Origin of the sequence: Bdellovibrio sp. HCB337, from assembly GCF_047302465.1 — a bacterium.
GTDB lineage: Bacteria > Bdellovibrionota > Bdellovibrionia > Bdellovibrionales > Bdellovibrionaceae > JACMRP01.
Genome location: NZ_CP178621.1, coordinates 2,282,273 through 2,296,912, shown reverse-complemented (window position 1 = coordinate 2,296,912; position 14,640 = coordinate 2,282,273). Strand labels below are relative to the sequence as shown.

Sequence of the window (14,640 nt, the reverse complement as noted above, 5' to 3'; positions counted from 1 at the left end):
CGGGCTTTTTTATTATTGTTTTAACATCAGTTCGGCTAATTGTTTGCTGAACTTCTTCGGATCTGGGATCGAAGAACCTTCATTTAAAAGAGCTTGAGAGTACAGCACTTCCGTCCAGAGTTTCTGTTGGTCGGCGCTCAAGCTCATCATCTTTTCAATCACTGGGTGTTTCGGATTGATTTCAAAGATGCGCTTTGCATTTAAGCCCTTATCTTGGCCCATTTGCGATAAGATCTTCTGCATGTGTGCCGACGGATCGTGGCTGCCAGCAACCAAACAGACCGGAGTCTCGGTCAGACGCTCTGAAATGTTCACATCTTTAACTTGGTCTTTCAGAGTATCCTTCATGCTCTCTAGCAAAGGTTTGAATCTTTCTAGGAAGCCTTTGGTCTCTTCTTCTTTCTTTTTCTTTTCTTCTTCCGTGTCCAGGTTCAGGTCTTCTTTGGTCACAGATTGAAGCTTCTTTTCTTTGTACTCACGAAGAGAATCCGTTACCCATTCATCGATAGGATCAGCCATTAGAAGAACTTCATAGTTTTTCTCTTTGAGTTTTTCCAAGTATGGACTGTCCATCATTTTGCCAAGATCATCGCCTGTCATGAAGTAGATGTCTTTTTGACCTTCTTTCATGCGACCGATGTATTCTTCAAGGGTGGTCCAACCATCACTTGCAGTGCTTTTGAATAATACAAGCTCTTGCAGTTTTTCTTTGTTTGGCATGTCTCCTGGGAAGCCTTCCTTCAGAGTTGCGCCGAATTCATTCCAGAACATTTCGTACATGCCACGTTCTTTGGTCAGCATGTCTTTGAGGCCGCCTAAAAGCTTGTTCACGACGCTTTTACGGATCTGAGTGACTTGACGGTCCTGTTGCAAGATTTCGCGGGAAACGTTCAATGATAAGTCTGAGCTATCCACCAAGCCTTTTACGAAACGCAAGTACGGCGGCAATAGGTCTTTGCAATCTGCCATAATGAAGACGCGCTTGATGTATAGATTTAGGCCGTATTCAGTATCGCGCATGTTAAAGTTCCAAGGCTTTTGCGTTGGAATGTACAACAATGCATTGAACTCCATCGTGCCTTCGGCTTTGTAGTGAATGGTCTTGATCGGATCATTCCAGTCGTGGCTCAAGTGATGGTAGAATTCTTTGTATTCCTCTTTCGTGATTTCAGAAGGGGATTTCAACCACAATGCTTTTTGGCTATTGAGGGTTTCATCTTCCGTTTCGCCTTTCATGCGGATTGGATAGGCGATGAAGTCAGAATATTTTTTAACGAGAGATTTCAAAACAAAAACATCGGTAAAGTCCTGGACCTCTTCGTCTGCTTCGAATTTCTTCAAATGCAAAGTGATGCTGGTGCCATGGCCTTCAGCGCGTGGAATTTCGTCTATCGTGTAAGTGCCGTCGCCTTTGCTTTCCCAAAGAGTGCCGCTATGCGTGCCGGCTTTTTGTGTATGCAAAGTAACTTTGTCGGCTACCATGAATGAAGAATAGAAGCCCACACCGAATTGACCGATAAGTTCAGGTCTTTCTTTCAGCTCTTGATTAAGCTGCGCGAATTTCTTTGTGCCAGAGCGAGCGATAGTGCCGATGTACTCGACAACTTCTTCGGGGCTCATGCCGATCCCGTTATCGGTAATTTTCAGCGTGTTGTGCTCTTTATTAGGCTCAAGGCGAACCATGAGCTCCGTGCCCGGAGTCATTAAGTTATCTTGTGTAAGCGATTGGAACTTAATCTTATCCAAGGCATCTGAAGCGTTGGAAACAAGCTCACGCAAGAAGATCTCTTTATGAGAGTACAAAGAGTGGATCATCAGATCCAGAAGTTGTTTGATTTCGGCATTAAAGGCCTGTGTTTGTTTTGCCATAAATGAAACTCCTATTAGTAATTAAAATTCATTTTCGATTGTAAGCTTTCCGGAAGCGGCGGCACTTTAGAACGCGGAATCAGGAAAGTACTTAAGTTAAAGAAATCAGTGAAGACCTTGTGCTTGTCGGTAGCGGCTTTCAAGTAAGTATGACCTGAAGAACCACCAGTTCCGATTTTTTGTCCCAGCATTCTGTGTGCCATCAAGGCATGACGGTAACGCCACTGAGTCAACAGCTCATCAATATCCATCAGAGAGCTTAGGATCTTAAACGGCACATGGAAGATGGGTTGATCGCGATACAAGTAAATCAACAAGGCGCCATGGAAGGCTTTAAAAGAAAGATGGAAGTGACCTTGCTCTTGTAGTTTTTTGTAGTCTTCTTCGCTGAAGGTCGCATGGAAGGTCTTCTCGGAAGCATCGATCATTTCGAGGTTCTTCTTTTTTACTTCTTCGGGAAGTTGCGGGTTCATTTTTACAGTTTGACGATCACCCTCAAACATTTGAGTCACAGCTGTTTTGTAAAGACCCCAGAAGTCGAATTCTTTGTTTTGCAAAAATGGCGTGCGTGCCAACCACTTGTCAATCAACTCAAACAAAGACTCTTTGCTCATGACCTCTTTCACTAATTTCTGCTGAGGCTCTGGTAAGTGCTGATAGAACGGAGTTTGGTTGTACAGAAGGCGCTCTTTTTCTTTAAGCCCCAGTTTGGTTTCAATCAAACGGAACTGAACACTCTGAAAACCAGACGCCGGGTAAAGATAGTCACGGAACTCCAAGAAGTCTAGTGGAGTCATGGTTTCCATCACGTCGATCTGGCCCATGATAAGTTTTAAAATTGAAATCACGCGATCGATACGAGCTGACGCTAGTGCCATGTTTTTTTCGGCGATCGGGTGGGCCGAGAAAATTTCTAAAACCGAATCGATTTCAAAAATGATCTGCTTAAACCAAAGTTCGTAAGCTTGGTGAACTGTGATGAAAAGCAGCTCGTCATGTGCGGGATTGCCAAGCTCTTCACTACGGCGTTTTTGCGCGCTCAGCAGTTGGTCTATCTTCAGATAGTCGTGATAGTGAATGGGAGGATGTTTCATCGTGAAAGCTCCTTCAGGCTTTTCGCAAAGCCATCGATGTCTGAAATGTCGGTATCCCAGCTGGTCATCCAGCGGCACTCGAAAGTGTGTTCATCCCAGACGTAAAAGAAATAATTCTCGCGCAAGGGTTTTACCCAAGCTTGAGGGATTTTTGCAAAAACAGCATTGGACTGGCGACTTTGTGTCACCTCAACACCCGGCAAGGCGCGAACGGATTCATGAAGTTTTTCGGCCATGTTGCACGCGTGGGTGGCAATCTCTTTCCACAGGTCTTGATTGAAGTACTCTAAGAACTGAGCTGCAATAAAGCGGGTCTTTGAAGGCAACTGTCCCAATTGCTTGCGATAGTATTTTGTGTCCTTATACAAAGCAGGATTCAAGAAGATCACAGCTTCGCCCATCATAAGACCATTCTTAGTGCCGCCGAAAGAAACGATATCCACACCAAGATCTGTCGTAAGTTCCTTGAAAGTTTTGTTAAGGCTGATGGCCGCGTTTGAAAGACGGGCGCCATCAATATGCACATACAGATTTTCAGACTTTGCCCATGTGATGATCTCTTTGAGCTCTTCCATCGAGTATGTCGTGCCAAGTTCTGTTGGCTGAGTCAGGCTGATCACTTGCCCTTGAGAGAAATGTTGATCGCCGCGACGGATGTGGGCTTTCTTTAAATCTTCCAAGCGCATCTTGCCATTCACCGACGGCAGAGGAATCAGTTTAACGCCCGCTAAGTATTCGGGGGCGCCACACTCATCAACATTGATGTGTGCTAGGTCTGTGCAGTAGCAAGATTGAAATGATTTTGCGGAGGATTTCAATGCCAAAACATTCGCAGCGGTTCCGTTAAAAACAAACAAGACTTCGGCTTTAGGTCCAAAGTGCTCACTGAAAACGTTTTCGGCTTTCTCGGTCCATTCGTCGGTGCCGTAGCTAGGGGCGTGTTGAACATTGGCCTTTGCAATGGCTTCTAGAATGCGGGGATGAACACCGGAGTGATTGTCAGAGCCAAATCCTCTTTTCATGGTCTTACCTCAAGAGTGAAACAGAGCGTGATGCATAATCAGCGCTGCAAGCTTGCTGGTGCGATTGTCTTGATCCAGCGGCGGAGAAACTTCATAGATCGCAAGGCTCTTTACATCGAGATCTGACTGTAGTGCTTTCAATGTTGGCAAGAATTCCTGAATGTGAAGTCCTGTCGTCCAAGACTGACTACAGCCCGGAGCTTCGGCAGAAGCAAATGCATCGATATCAACGCTCAGAAGACAAGCGCGACCTTTCAGCGGTGCCAAGACCTGCATCAAGGATTCTTTGAGTCCGTAGTCGCGAATATCTTGTAGTAGCAAGGTTTTTGCGCCTTTGCTTTTTGCCCATTGCAAGTGCTCAACGCTGTTACACTGGTTTTGCAGACCCACTTCGATAAAATCGATTTTGCCATCGTACTGAGACAGCAAACGATAAAACGGAGTGCCGCTATGAAAACCTTTATCGGTCGGGCGTACATCCAAGTGAGCATCAAAGTTGATAAGCACAGGTCTTTGATTTTTGCTGAGGCAGTGATCGATAAAACCAGCACCGTCGGCATAGCCATAGTCATGGCCGCCGCCAAGGCTGATTGTACGAAGCCCTAAGTCCAAAGCCGCCTTAATCGTTTCACGACCGCGCTCGTGGCGTTCTGCCAATGGCAGGTCGGTAGGCACATTGCCAAGATCTGCAATGTCTTTACGTGCAGGATTCAGCAAAGAAGGCGTCATTTTGTAAAACGAAGTGCGGATCATTTGCGGAGCATCTTTAGCTCCGACGCGTCCGCCATTCATCGCAATGCCTTCATCATCGGGATATCCTAAGATGGCCCAAGAAGAAGCTTTAATAGATTTTAAATCGTCGATTTTATGAAGCGGGAAGCCTGTGACCCACTCGCCGAGTCGTGGGTCTTTGGGATCTTGTCTAGAAAAGAAAAGTTTCGAATCAGTGGATGTCGTCCAGGCCATGCTTTAAGGTCTTTCAAGTTTGAGAGTGCGTACGATATTGCCACTTTCAGACTCAAAGATCTTCATGATAATTTTTTTCTTTGCGAATTCCACGGTGGCAAAAGTCGTATTTGTGTCGTCGGACAGAAATAGTGCCCATTCAGTACCGTCTTTAGGAGAAATGCTGTAGCGGAATTCTTTTTGATATCCCGCCAAATGAGTGTCCAATTTGATATCTCTGAAACGAGGAGTGAATCTCATCGTCGTGAAATCCTTGAACACCATCGTTCCATCAGCACCGATCCATGGGCCTAGAAGTTTCCGAAGGCCCACGTAATCGATACTATGGATGCTAATTTTTTTATTAACTGTGTCAAGACTGCCATTGCCAACAACGAAGTCGCCATTTTCAAGACGAGTGAGACTCTCTTGAACGTCGAAATTCATCGGCACTACTTTGTAGAAAAGCTGTGAACTTTTAGGAGTATAATAGAACTCTTCACCCTTTTTGGTCAGAAAACCATTAAAGGCTTGAGCTCCAAGTACAAGCTGGAGCGAGAATGTGATGAGCAAGAACATGATGTACTTCATGGCATCAACTTCTGGCATGCCGGAAGCCCCCGGTCAAAAATAAAAGCTCTAGTTAACCCCGCGTGTTAACTGCCTATTTTCTGGCATATTGCATCGACTGCAATATTGAAAATCTTCTCGCCGTGGGCTGCTGTTGCGAGGCTCGGGTCCGAGCCCATTCTTCCGTCAGAAAATGTCGTGCGGAATTGCTGTGGACTCATTGGCCACGGATATTCTCGAACGGTGGGTGCAAACTTGAAATTCGTCGGTACTTCTTTGTAGGCCTCTTGGTGAGTATGCATAGTGACGGAAACTTCACCACACGTCGCGTGAAAGCCATTGGCATCGCCAAAATGTTCTTTCTCGTAAACTCCGACTTCGGGCAAATGCCACCAGTTGATGAGTTTAAATTGATAATCTTGCTCGCCGTTCAGAACTTGGGAAAAAGCAGCATTCAAAGACGGGATGTTGCCGCCATGACCATTGATGACCGTGAAGTGGCGAAATCCATGTTTTGCCAAACTTTGAAACAATTCGGTGAGAACTGCCACATAAGTCAGCGGAGTTAAGCTCATAGTTCCCGGAAAGGCCATGTGATGCAGAGCCATCCCAAAACACAAAGGCGGGCTGACCAGGGTTTTTGTTCGTTCGCCTACTTTTTTAGCAATTTCCCAAGAACTCATGTAGTCGATGCCGATCAGGCCATTCGGGCCATGTTGTTCGGTCGAGCCCACGGGGATGATGATGGACTTCTTTGATTTCAGATACTCTTCAATCATGGGCCAAGTTTTTTCAGCGAGATTGTAAGTCACAGAACAACTCCTTGCTCTTGAAATGTCGGGGACAGTAGAATTTAAAAATCATGGCATACTCGGAAGACTCTCGTCAGCTTAAAGATTATGAGGTCCTTGGTGTAGGCGCATCTCGTCGAGAGACGCTTCTGCAAGGGGCGGGGAGTTTTATTCTCGAGACCCATCCCGAGCTGGTGCCCCCTTCGCAAAAAGCGCTTTACGAGGCGGTTCTTGATGAAACTCTGCACTGGTTAAAACCTCAAGCAATCCGTGAAGTGAAAATAAATAAACCGGCGAGTGATTTTTTACTGCAAGTACTGCTTGAGGATCTTAAAAAATATTTTCCGCATACAGCTCAGGCTTTGAAAACAGACTTAAAGGAAATTCTGAAGTCGTATTTGCAAGAGTTTCCGTGGCAAGGCCCATTGCTTACAGAGCATTTTCGTTATTTGCCGGTGTTTCTGAAAAGAAAATTTCAGGACTCTCGTCTTTATTTGATGGCGCAGCGAGAGTGGCTTTGGTCCTATTTATCGTTTGCAGATTTTGGATTTCCTCCTCAGGAGGAAGGTCGCATCATTGCCAATCCATCTTTGCAGAGTCTTTACACGACTTTTGAAATTCCAGAGCTACATTTGACTGAGGGCCTCTATATTTTTTATTACGACTATTCTCAAAGAAAAGTCAGAGAGCACAAGCTCGAAGTCTATGACGCCGCTGTTGTGGATTTGCTACAGGAAGATCGAAAATACACCCTCGACCAGCTCAAGGAACAGGTCCTGCTCATGGAGCTCGATGCGAATTTACCAGGTGATGTGTGGGTAAAAAAGTTTTCCTCTCTGGCAGAAGAGGGTATCATCTTAGTGTCACGTCCGCATTGGATTGCGGATTCTAAATAGCAAAGGAGTGCTTATGAGAAAGAAATTATTGTCCACTCTCGTTCTTGCCTCAGCGATGGCTCTATCTGCAACAGCGCAGGCACGTGGGGGTGGTTCAGGAGTTCTCTTTGATGTGAATCTCTCTTACACATCGACCAAAGTTGAATCTAAAGACACTGGGGGCAGTGCCACAACCTCTTCTGATGGTTCAACGGCAATTTACGATATCAAGCTAGGTTTTCTGGGTGGTGATGGTATTTATTTTGGTGGTATCTACACTTCCCGCTCTGAGAGTGTCTTGAATCAATCAGGAACTTCAGGTTCTGCGATGGGAGCTTCGCTTGGTTACATGGGTTCTGCAGGCTTCTTCCTGATGGGTCACTACTTGATGCAAGCAAAGCTTGGCGATTACAGCGAAGGCTCTGGTATTCAGGTTGATCTAGGTTACAAAGCCGGCGTGGGTAGCGGTTGGTTGTTAGGTGGTGAGTTGACGTATAGAAGCATCGCCTACAAAAAGCACGAGACCAATACCAATTTAGAAGCTCTTACGATCACAGAAGTGATGCCGATGCTTTCTATTGGTTACATGTTCTAGAAAATTTTAGATTTCAGAAATTAAAACCCACATCTTTTGCGAGATGTGGGTTTTTTATTTTAGTCTATTGCTTGGTGGCGGTGAAAGTTCCTAGAACAGAGCCGTCTTTGAAAGTTGCCTTCCCTGTTAAGACAGCGGGGCCTTCCCCACGTTCTACTTCTTGGTAGTTTTTCCGACTCATTTGGGCTGTGTAGTTCACTTTATAGGTTTGGCCGTTTTCATTGGCCTCTATCCAGAAGTAAAATCCGCAAGTAAGATTCCAAGTGTTACAATTGCCCCGGCCTCCTCTTAGGGGCGAGGTAAACATTCCTGGGACTTCCATGGTGCCGATGATCCCACCGTTGAAATCAGTCAATTCGATAGGACCATTTTTTCCTTTCAGGGTCAGGTGATCCACGAAGACTTTGCCTTTGATAGTGAGTTCTAAGCGATAATCGCCATCCAGAGTGACAGGGGCTTTTGATTGAGCTAGCACAAGGCTTGCGCTGAAGAAGATAATAGAAGAAATAACAGATTTTAAAAACATAATTGGGTCCTTTCTAGAGTTTTAGAAATCGGACCCAGCTTATGACAACTCAAAACGAATAATGAGTTCAATAAAGTTATACGTACTTAACCATAAGGAATAGAAGGCCTTAGGTGTTCTTCAGGATGTCGCCCAAGAACTGAATATGATTGAGTGGGTGACGGCCAACTTGGTCGATCATCAGCTTTTTTACGGCGTCTTGGCGAGGCATCTTTTCGAATGTGATCATGCGATCTAGGGCGTTGGCGCTAGATACAATGACTGCCAAAGGATCGATTTGATTTTCACGAACGCCTTTTGGGAAGCCGCTACCATCGATACATTCTTCGTGCTGAGCAATGATGTTAATAACAGTTTGGTCAAAGTGCTTCTTGTCTTGCACCTTCTGGGCACCTAAATCCGCATGTCCGGTATAGATATTCATTTCCTCTTTCGTAAAAGAAGAGGTTAGGCGATTGAGTGCTACTCCTGATTCATAGTGACCGAAATCATGAAGAAGAGCGCCCAACGCTAGAAGCTGAGTCTTCTTTGGATCTGTCACATTCAACTTTTGCGCAAGAGCCACAGAGAGTGTGGATACAGTGACTCCGTGATGGGCAATGTTACAGTCGTCGTTCGAGATATTCATAACAGCGCTGATTGCCTTGCTGTTGCTCATCAGAAACTGAACATATTTTCCAGCGGCATCTTTGGTGTTGTTGTAGGATTCGACATTGCCTGGATCTTCAAAAACTTCTTCGGTATTGCTTTGCTGTTGCCCTTGCACGATTTCGGCACGAGCGTTGATGTCTTTTCCAGATCTTTCATCGTAAGCCATCTCGATATTCTTTTGAAGATAGTCACGGTACTTGCTTTCTTCATCGTTCAGAATGAACATCTTGCGGAGTTTTTTATCTTTCAGGCGCTTAAGGCGTTCTCCTTCGAAAGAGTCACCTCGACGAAGATAGAGAACCATCTTATCGTTAATCTTGATATACGCGTTGAAATCAATTTTTTGATCCCCGCGCAAGGTACTCACGCGAATAGAAACATAATCCATTGCTAACGAACCCCTCGATTGTTATTCTCGATTCTATGTCGAATATAGATAAGGATATAGTAAAAGATTTTATTGGCGAATCGAAGGTTCTTATTCAGGACCTTATCGAACTTTTAGAAAACATTGAAGGCGATTTTTCTCAGGTTTCCCAGCTAGAAGAGTATGGGCAGAAAGTGGACCGCGTTATGGGGGGTGCCAAAAGTCTAGCCCTGTTGGTTCCGCCAGAGCATGCCCTTCATGTTGTTGCCGACTATGCGGCACTTTGCAAAGCGGTTGGTTATAAGGCGTCTCAGATTCAAGGCAACCCACAGTTTTACGATGTCTGCGTTGCGCTTTTGCTGGATGCCACCGAAACTCTCAGCGAGTGGATTGACAGCCTCGAAGACGGAGACTCTGGAGACGCGCTCAAAAAGTCATTTAGTACCACCTTTCTTGAAAGACTTCGTTGGGTTTCGAATCAATTCGGTGCGGATGTTCGCGCCTCTGTCGATGCACAGAAAAAGAAGATGGACCAAAACGAAATCGACGAGCTTTTGCGTAAGCTCGGCGTTGGATAGTTTTCTTAAGATCAAAATTTATTCAGATTACATTGTAGATTCGATGCGCTCGTTGCTAATTCTCTGGCGATGGGCGTGTTTGCGACACTGTTGACTGCGGACAATTGTTCCTAAAATTACCTCATAAGCAAACACATTTTCAGTTATTTCCCGAGTGAAAATCTCAAGTCGGCTCATAAATGTGAAAGCTTTTTTACAATACAAATCTTTCACTTTAACTTTCTTAACATCCTGACGATGAGCTCTGGAGGTGCTCTGTCTGAGGTTCGTGTAAACAATAACTTGCTGTGAATGTTGAGTTGAAGAGGTACGTTGTGACGAAGAGAGCTCTACACAACAATAAAGGAAATGTGCTACTGCAGGTACTAGCTGTCACTGCGGCTATGAGTATTTCATTCTACATGCTCTCTGATTACGTCATCGCTCAGAAAAAAGAAATCGGCAAGACTGTGAATGCCGTGAATCTTCGCTTCGCGCTTAATAGCACCATGGATTACGTTCTTTACGGTCTTCGTCAGAAATATTGTTTTACAGACGACGATCTTCTTATGAATTCCCCAACAGCACAGTGTAATCTCTCACACACTGGCAGTGTCGAGCGCCTTATAATGTCCGGAGACCAAGAGAACTTTATCTTGCAACTCTTGGCCACTGGCACAGATGTGGGGCCTCTTGATAAAAACAATATTCCACTAAAAAGTATTACACGTTATCTGAAGGTCAGCGCTGCAACAACGGCCCATCCGCTATTTCCGGTTTTGCAAAACTTGAAAACCGTCAAAGACGAGATTACCGGCAAAGTTTTGAAAGTCGATGGTGTCAGTATCTTGCTTGAAAAAGATGAAAGTGGTTATTTGCCGCGCGCGGGACGCGAGGTTTATCTGCGTGCCACGATTTCTTTAAAAAGCAGTAAGACCGCTACAACTCCTATTAGTATTGGTAGCTCGCCATTAAAGATCACCTCCCAGATCGTGATTTACCCGCGAGAGGTTGGGTCGTTTGCGTTGATGGTACCTAAAGATCTTCACTTAGATACCGCGTGGAATTCTACTCAAGGCACAGGCGATGTGTCTTTCCATCGTTTTGCTAGCAAAAGTGAAATTGGTTCTGGTCAAGGGTTGGTTTTCTTAAGCCCCGTGTTTGTGAATCAAGATATTTATCTTCCGCAAGACAAGCGTCCGGCGAAAGACAATTCGGCCTATAACGGACTCTACGCGCCTGTGACATTTGCTGATCGCGTATATATGGGCAACGGTTGGGTGAAGAATCCTGATGGCAGTCAGTTCGTACCACGTTCTTCAGGGGGATTGTCAGATCGTTTCTGGTCAGATGTGCCTACGTTTGGCGGTTTCTTACGTGGTATTGAGAATGACGGGGGCTTAGACCGCGGGCTTCAGGTTTTCGGACGTATTATTGCCGGAAGTAGTGCGGATACGAATCTGATGTCTCAGTGTATTGAGCGCAGTCAAAACCTTTCATCTAGCGACTATCTTTATAAGTCTGAGTTAGCAGCCACTTTAAAAGACGATAGCAAGAATGATCTTCGCTATCGCTTGTTCTTGTCCAATAAAAACGAATTCAGTCCCCAGGACAATCCAATGCTACCGGTTCAGACTTCGAATTTCGGTAAAGGCAAAGTTGATCGCGACGGTTCTGGAGATCCCATTTTCAAAATGACGTTTGCACTTGGAAATAAGTTGGTTACTGCTCAATTATCTAGAAACACTGAAATCACGATCAATCCCGAAGTTGGTGGCGCGGCCTATCGCGCAAAATTAGAAAGTGCTGTGACATCAGCACAGTCAAGTTTGACCTTTGCAAAAACTCAGCTTTCTGATTTTAACAATCAACTTTCAAAAGCACAGGCCGATTTGAGCGCCGCTCAAACGGAACTTGCAAACGAGCTAAAAAAACCAGAGGAGCCAGAACCAACACCGACGCCAGCTCCGACTGCGACACCAACTCCGACGCCGCATTTAAACATTACGCCGACGCCGTCACCATCACCATCTCCGTCAGCAAGTCCTGACTCTGGTGATAGTACAGAGCCGTCACCAAGTCCGTCTGTATCTCCTTCGGCGTCGCCATCTCCGACCGCGACACCGAAGGCAACGCCGACACCAACACCGACTCCGGTTGTGGACTATCAGGATCAGGATTTGATCACCAATTTAAAGGGACGTATTACGGCTTTGAAAAATACAGTGAATCAGTTGCAGTACACGGATGTTCCAAAACAGCAGGATGTTGTAAAGTCAGCTGACGCTGCTTTAGCGAAAGCAAAAAGCGATTTGGCAACCTTGGCAGAACCTGCAGAGATTGTAATTAAGGTCTCCAAAGTTTATTCTAGATTTGGTGTGTACGAAGACCGCTATGATGTAAGTATCACGGCAAGTCGAGTTGACCACTTGCTTGATGACAATGGAAATCCTATTGCGCCATCGATCGGGTTCTTAGCTTATGATGGTACTTACTATCAGAGTGCTCCGATTAAGACTCCTTCAAACGGCAAGCTTTTACGTTATCTAAATTTTGGTATCAGCAGCGATCGTAAGTCTTTGGTTGCCCCTGGTTCAATGTCAGAAACAAGCGCAAGTGCCTCTGCGGGTGGTATCGCTGAAGATGATACGGACTACGCGCATCTGGATGTTCTTTGTGAGCAGGCTCGTAATGCAGCGGCTTCTCAATCTTTTGGTGGGGCTAGTTGGAACGTAGATTTCTCTGGCACAACACGCAGTTCATGGAACTTTGCTGGTGACAGCTCATCGCAGATTGGTCACGACCCTGTGTTTAATAAAACATTGGTTTTAGACTCTGGTGCTGATGGTGTCTTTAAAGTTTATTCAATCGCTAAGGAGTGTGTGATCTCCGCAAGTGCGAATGTTATTACCGGTTTCTACACTTGTGATAGCTTGCGTATCGAAGCTCGCCAAAAGCCTTTGCGAATCATCGGAACTTTCATTGTCGGCAAACTTCAGATTGATCCTTCGGCATACAAAGCGGGGATTGTATGGAGCAGTATCTATCATCCGCAAGTGACTCAAGAGCTTCGTTCTATTGGTGTTTTGAAGTCTCTTTCGGGTGCTAGTTGTGATGCTCCTAAAAATCCGATCTGGCATCCAAAACCATCTGTTCAAGAGGTTTCAGACCGTATGGCTTGTAACGTGATCAGTCTTCGCGCAAAAGCAGACCCGTTCCAGTGGACGGCAGTAGATCCTGATTGTGGGCTTTTGCCGAACTCTTCGAATACAACTTGTAAGCGTCGTTTAGTTCGCTTCTTCGTCGTCGAGCAAGCTCGCGAAGGAGGTCGCTAATGAAAACGGCTGTTGGAAATCAGCAAGGTTATTCGTTGCTAGAAGTTCTGTTGGCGATGGGGCTTTTGTCGATCGTGAGTTTCTCATTTGTCGGCGGCTTGATTTCCTTAAAGGGAAATACGCGTGACAGTTTAATTTTATCGTCGTCAGAGCGCCAGGTGGACGACGTTGCTGAAAATATTAAAGCGGGTATTGAAAATTACCAGGTGAATTTCAACTACAAAGACGGCAGAGGCGAAGCCTTGTCGCTGGATAACCTTCCGATGGCTTGGGATATTGGTGTCCTGACAACTCGTATCGAGTGCCCGGACTGCGCGGGGACTTATGGTTATATCATTCAGCCGATGGAACAATTCCGCGGACTTTATTTGGTGACTTTGCGAATGACTCATAAATCCTGGACGGCTCGTGGAGAGCAGTATCGGGACTATAACTTTGTGGTGAGTGCAAAATGAAGTTAAGAAATACGCAAGGTTTTACAATTGTAGAAGTATTAGTTGCCGTAGGCATTGCCGCGGTGGGGTTGGGACTTGTTGCCAGCACGCAGATGTCTATGATCAAAGACCATATTCGTATGCGTAAAACACTCGAGGCCAATATCGATGAGACTTTGGCTGAACGTATTCTGTTTAACGACTTTAATGGCTTGGATCCGGCTTACAATAATTTGAATGTGAAAGACGATGCGGGTCTTTTGTTCTTTGATTATTACCCAGATATTCCTGAAAACAGTTTAACCGCACGAAAAGATCGCGAGCTGACTCTTGCATTGGACGGGCGGACTGAATTCTACATTATCACTCAGGACCGTTCTGCCGGCAGTTTGCTGATTTATGATCCGGTGATGGCTTACAATGTGGGGCCGTCGCCAGCTAATTTTAATATTGCTGCGGATCTGAGCTTTATTTCATTGAATCAGAAAAACTGGATCGGCGCGCAGCGACCGGGTTTCTGGATCCCTAATAAAACTTTGATGCTGGACACTCCGGCAAAGATTCGTGGTGTAGCAAACGGCAAAGTGGATTTGAAAATTCCGCCGCGCAGTCCGATCTTTATGGGCTCAGTCAGTGGCGGCAGTCTAAATCCGGTCGTCGGAGTGATGGCGAGTATGCTTATTAAAACTCATCCAGGTTCTGGAACTCTGATTAACTCGGCGGATGATTTTTTAAGAAATGTACCATCTATTGGCGGTGGTCAATCGATCGTGCGTTTGCGTGCGATTAAAATTGTACGCTATCACATCGAAAAATCGAAACTCGTGACGGGTTTTAAAGAGCCTCCTGCAAATTTGTACCGTACGACTTACGAGAATGGTTCTTTTGGTAATCCGGTTTTACTGGCGGACCAAATCGATAAGTTCTCTTTGCGCAGGGACTCAGTATTGAAACGTATGATTTATTTTAAAGTTCATAAAGCGGAACGACTGTAGGACGTTTTAAGGGG

The 14,640-nt window shown here is 45.4% G+C and carries 14 protein-coding genes; 6 read left to right on the top strand and 8 right to left on the bottom strand.

Annotation, left to right across the window (positions count from 1 at the left end):
* Positions 1–12: 12 nt before the first annotated feature.
* From htpG to ACLWBB_RS11115, 6 genes are read right to left on the bottom strand one after another with little or no spacing between them, the layout of a single operon-like run.
* Positions 13–1,869: a molecular chaperone HtpG gene (htpG, locus tag ACLWBB_RS11140; RefSeq protein WP_413287586.1), complete on the bottom strand. Its 1,857-nt coding sequence runs from the start codon at positions 1,867–1,869 to the stop codon at positions 13–15.
* Between the two features lie 14 nt (positions 1,870–1,883).
* Positions 1,884–2,963 (bottom strand): tryptophan 2,3-dioxygenase family protein, encoded by a 1,080-nt coding sequence (locus tag ACLWBB_RS11135; RefSeq protein ID WP_413287585.1) that lies wholly within the window; start codon positions 2,961–2,963, stop codon positions 1,884–1,886.
* The gene (locus ACLWBB_RS11130) at positions 2,960–3,985 is read right to left on the bottom strand and encodes a threonine aldolase family protein (protein ID WP_413287584.1); all 1,026 of its coding nucleotides are present in this window, start codon (positions 3,983–3,985) and stop codon (positions 2,960–2,962) included. Before ACLWBB_RS11130 ends, ACLWBB_RS11135 begins: the two co-directional genes overlap by 4 nt.
* A 9-nt stretch (positions 3,986–3,994) precedes the next feature.
* Positions 3,995–4,951 carry a formimidoylglutamase gene (locus ACLWBB_RS11125; protein WP_413287583.1) on the bottom strand — a complete coding sequence of 319 codons (957 nt, stop codon included), beginning with the start codon at positions 4,949–4,951 and terminating at the stop codon, positions 3,995–3,997.
* Between the two features lie 3 nt (positions 4,952–4,954).
* Complete coding sequence (locus ACLWBB_RS11120; protein WP_413287582.1) at positions 4,955–5,539, bottom strand: hypothetical protein; 585 nt, start codon at positions 5,537–5,539, stop codon at positions 4,955–4,957.
* A gap of 47 nt (positions 5,540–5,586) precedes the next feature.
* A complete protein-coding gene (locus ACLWBB_RS11115; protein ID WP_413287581.1) occupies positions 5,587–6,312 on the bottom strand; it encodes a creatininase family protein in 726 nt (241 codons plus the stop codon).
* 50 nt (positions 6,313–6,362) lie between these two features.
* Here ACLWBB_RS11115 and ACLWBB_RS11110 point away from each other — a divergent pair, with 50 nt between their 5' ends.
* On the top strand, positions 6,363–7,187 hold the full coding sequence (locus ACLWBB_RS11110; protein WP_413287580.1) for a hypothetical protein: 825 nt from the start codon (positions 6,363–6,365) through the stop codon (positions 7,185–7,187).
* Between the two features lie 13 nt (positions 7,188–7,200).
* Positions 7,201–7,761: a hypothetical protein gene (locus ACLWBB_RS11105; RefSeq protein WP_413287579.1), complete on the top strand. Its 561-nt coding sequence runs from the start codon at positions 7,201–7,203 to the stop codon at positions 7,759–7,761.
* Positions 7,762–7,825: 64 nt separating this feature from the next.
* Here ACLWBB_RS11105 and ACLWBB_RS11100 read toward each other — a convergent pair whose 3' ends face one another.
* Entirely contained in the window at positions 7,826–8,287 is a 462-nt protein-coding gene (locus tag ACLWBB_RS11100) for a hypothetical protein (protein ID WP_413287578.1), read from the bottom strand.
* A gap of 109 nt (positions 8,288–8,396) precedes the next feature.
* Positions 8,397–9,326, bottom strand: a complete 930-nt coding sequence (locus ACLWBB_RS11095; RefSeq protein WP_413287577.1) for an HD-GYP domain-containing protein — start codon at positions 9,324–9,326, stop codon at positions 8,397–8,399.
* Positions 9,327–9,361: 35 nt separating this feature from the next.
* On the opposite strand from ACLWBB_RS11095, the gene ACLWBB_RS11090 reads away from it, so the two are divergent.
* The 4 genes from ACLWBB_RS11090 (at position 9,362) to ACLWBB_RS11075 (ending at position 14,626) form a co-directional block, all read left to right on the top strand.
* A complete protein-coding gene (locus ACLWBB_RS11090) occupies positions 9,362–9,883 on the top strand; it encodes a hypothetical protein (RefSeq protein WP_413287576.1) in 522 nt (173 codons plus the stop codon).
* Between the two features lie 314 nt (positions 9,884–10,197).
* Entirely contained in the window at positions 10,198–13,197 is a 3,000-nt protein-coding gene (locus tag ACLWBB_RS11085) for a hypothetical protein (RefSeq protein ID WP_413287575.1), read from the top strand.
* A complete protein-coding gene (locus ACLWBB_RS11080) occupies positions 13,197–13,652 on the top strand; it encodes a type IV pilus modification PilV family protein (protein ID WP_413287574.1) in 456 nt (151 codons plus the stop codon). The genes ACLWBB_RS11085 and ACLWBB_RS11080 overlap by 1 nt, the downstream gene beginning before the upstream one ends.
* Positions 13,649–14,626 carry a type IV pilus modification PilV family protein gene (locus ACLWBB_RS11075; RefSeq protein WP_413287573.1) on the top strand — a complete coding sequence of 326 codons (978 nt, stop codon included), beginning with the start codon at positions 13,649–13,651 and terminating at the stop codon, positions 14,624–14,626. The genes ACLWBB_RS11080 and ACLWBB_RS11075 overlap by 4 nt, the downstream gene beginning before the upstream one ends.
* The last annotated feature ends 14 nt before the right edge of the window (positions 14,627–14,640 follow it).

Excerpts from the sequence above, each read along its gene's own strand:
- ACLWBB_RS11105 (WP_413287579.1), top strand. The coding sequence starts at position 7,201 with ATGAGAAAGAAATTATTGTCCACTCTCGTTCTTGCCTCAGCGATGGCT.
- ACLWBB_RS11080 (WP_413287574.1), top strand. The coding sequence starts at position 13,197 with ATGAAAACGGCTGTTGGAAATCAGCAAGGTTATTCGTTGCTAGAAGTT.
- ACLWBB_RS11095 (WP_413287577.1), bottom strand. The coding sequence starts at position 9,326 with ATGGATTATGTTTCTATTCGCGTGAGTACCTTGCGCGGGGATCAAAAA.
- ACLWBB_RS11135 (WP_413287585.1), bottom strand. The coding sequence starts at position 2,963 with ATGAAACATCCTCCCATTCACTATCACGACTATCTGAAGATAGACCAA.
- htpG (WP_413287586.1), bottom strand. The coding sequence starts at position 1,869 with ATGGCAAAACAAACACAGGCCTTTAATGCCGAAATCAAACAACTTCTG.
- ACLWBB_RS11130 (WP_413287584.1), bottom strand. The coding sequence starts at position 3,985 with ATGAAAAGAGGATTTGGCTCTGACAATCACTCCGGTGTTCATCCCCGC.
- ACLWBB_RS11090 (WP_413287576.1), top strand. The coding sequence starts at position 9,362 with ATGTCGAATATAGATAAGGATATAGTAAAAGATTTTATTGGCGAATCG.
- ACLWBB_RS11120 (WP_413287582.1), bottom strand. The coding sequence starts at position 5,539 with ATGCCAGAAGTTGATGCCATGAAGTACATCATGTTCTTGCTCATCACA.
- ACLWBB_RS11110 (WP_413287580.1), top strand. The coding sequence starts at position 6,363 with ATGGCATACTCGGAAGACTCTCGTCAGCTTAAAGATTATGAGGTCCTT.
- ACLWBB_RS11100 (WP_413287578.1), bottom strand. The coding sequence starts at position 8,287 with ATGTTTTTAAAATCTGTTATTTCTTCTATTATCTTCTTCAGCGCAAGC.
- ACLWBB_RS11125 (WP_413287583.1), bottom strand. The coding sequence starts at position 4,951 with ATGGCCTGGACGACATCCACTGATTCGAAACTTTTCTTTTCTAGACAA.
- ACLWBB_RS11075 (WP_413287573.1), top strand. The coding sequence starts at position 13,649 with ATGAAGTTAAGAAATACGCAAGGTTTTACAATTGTAGAAGTATTAGTT.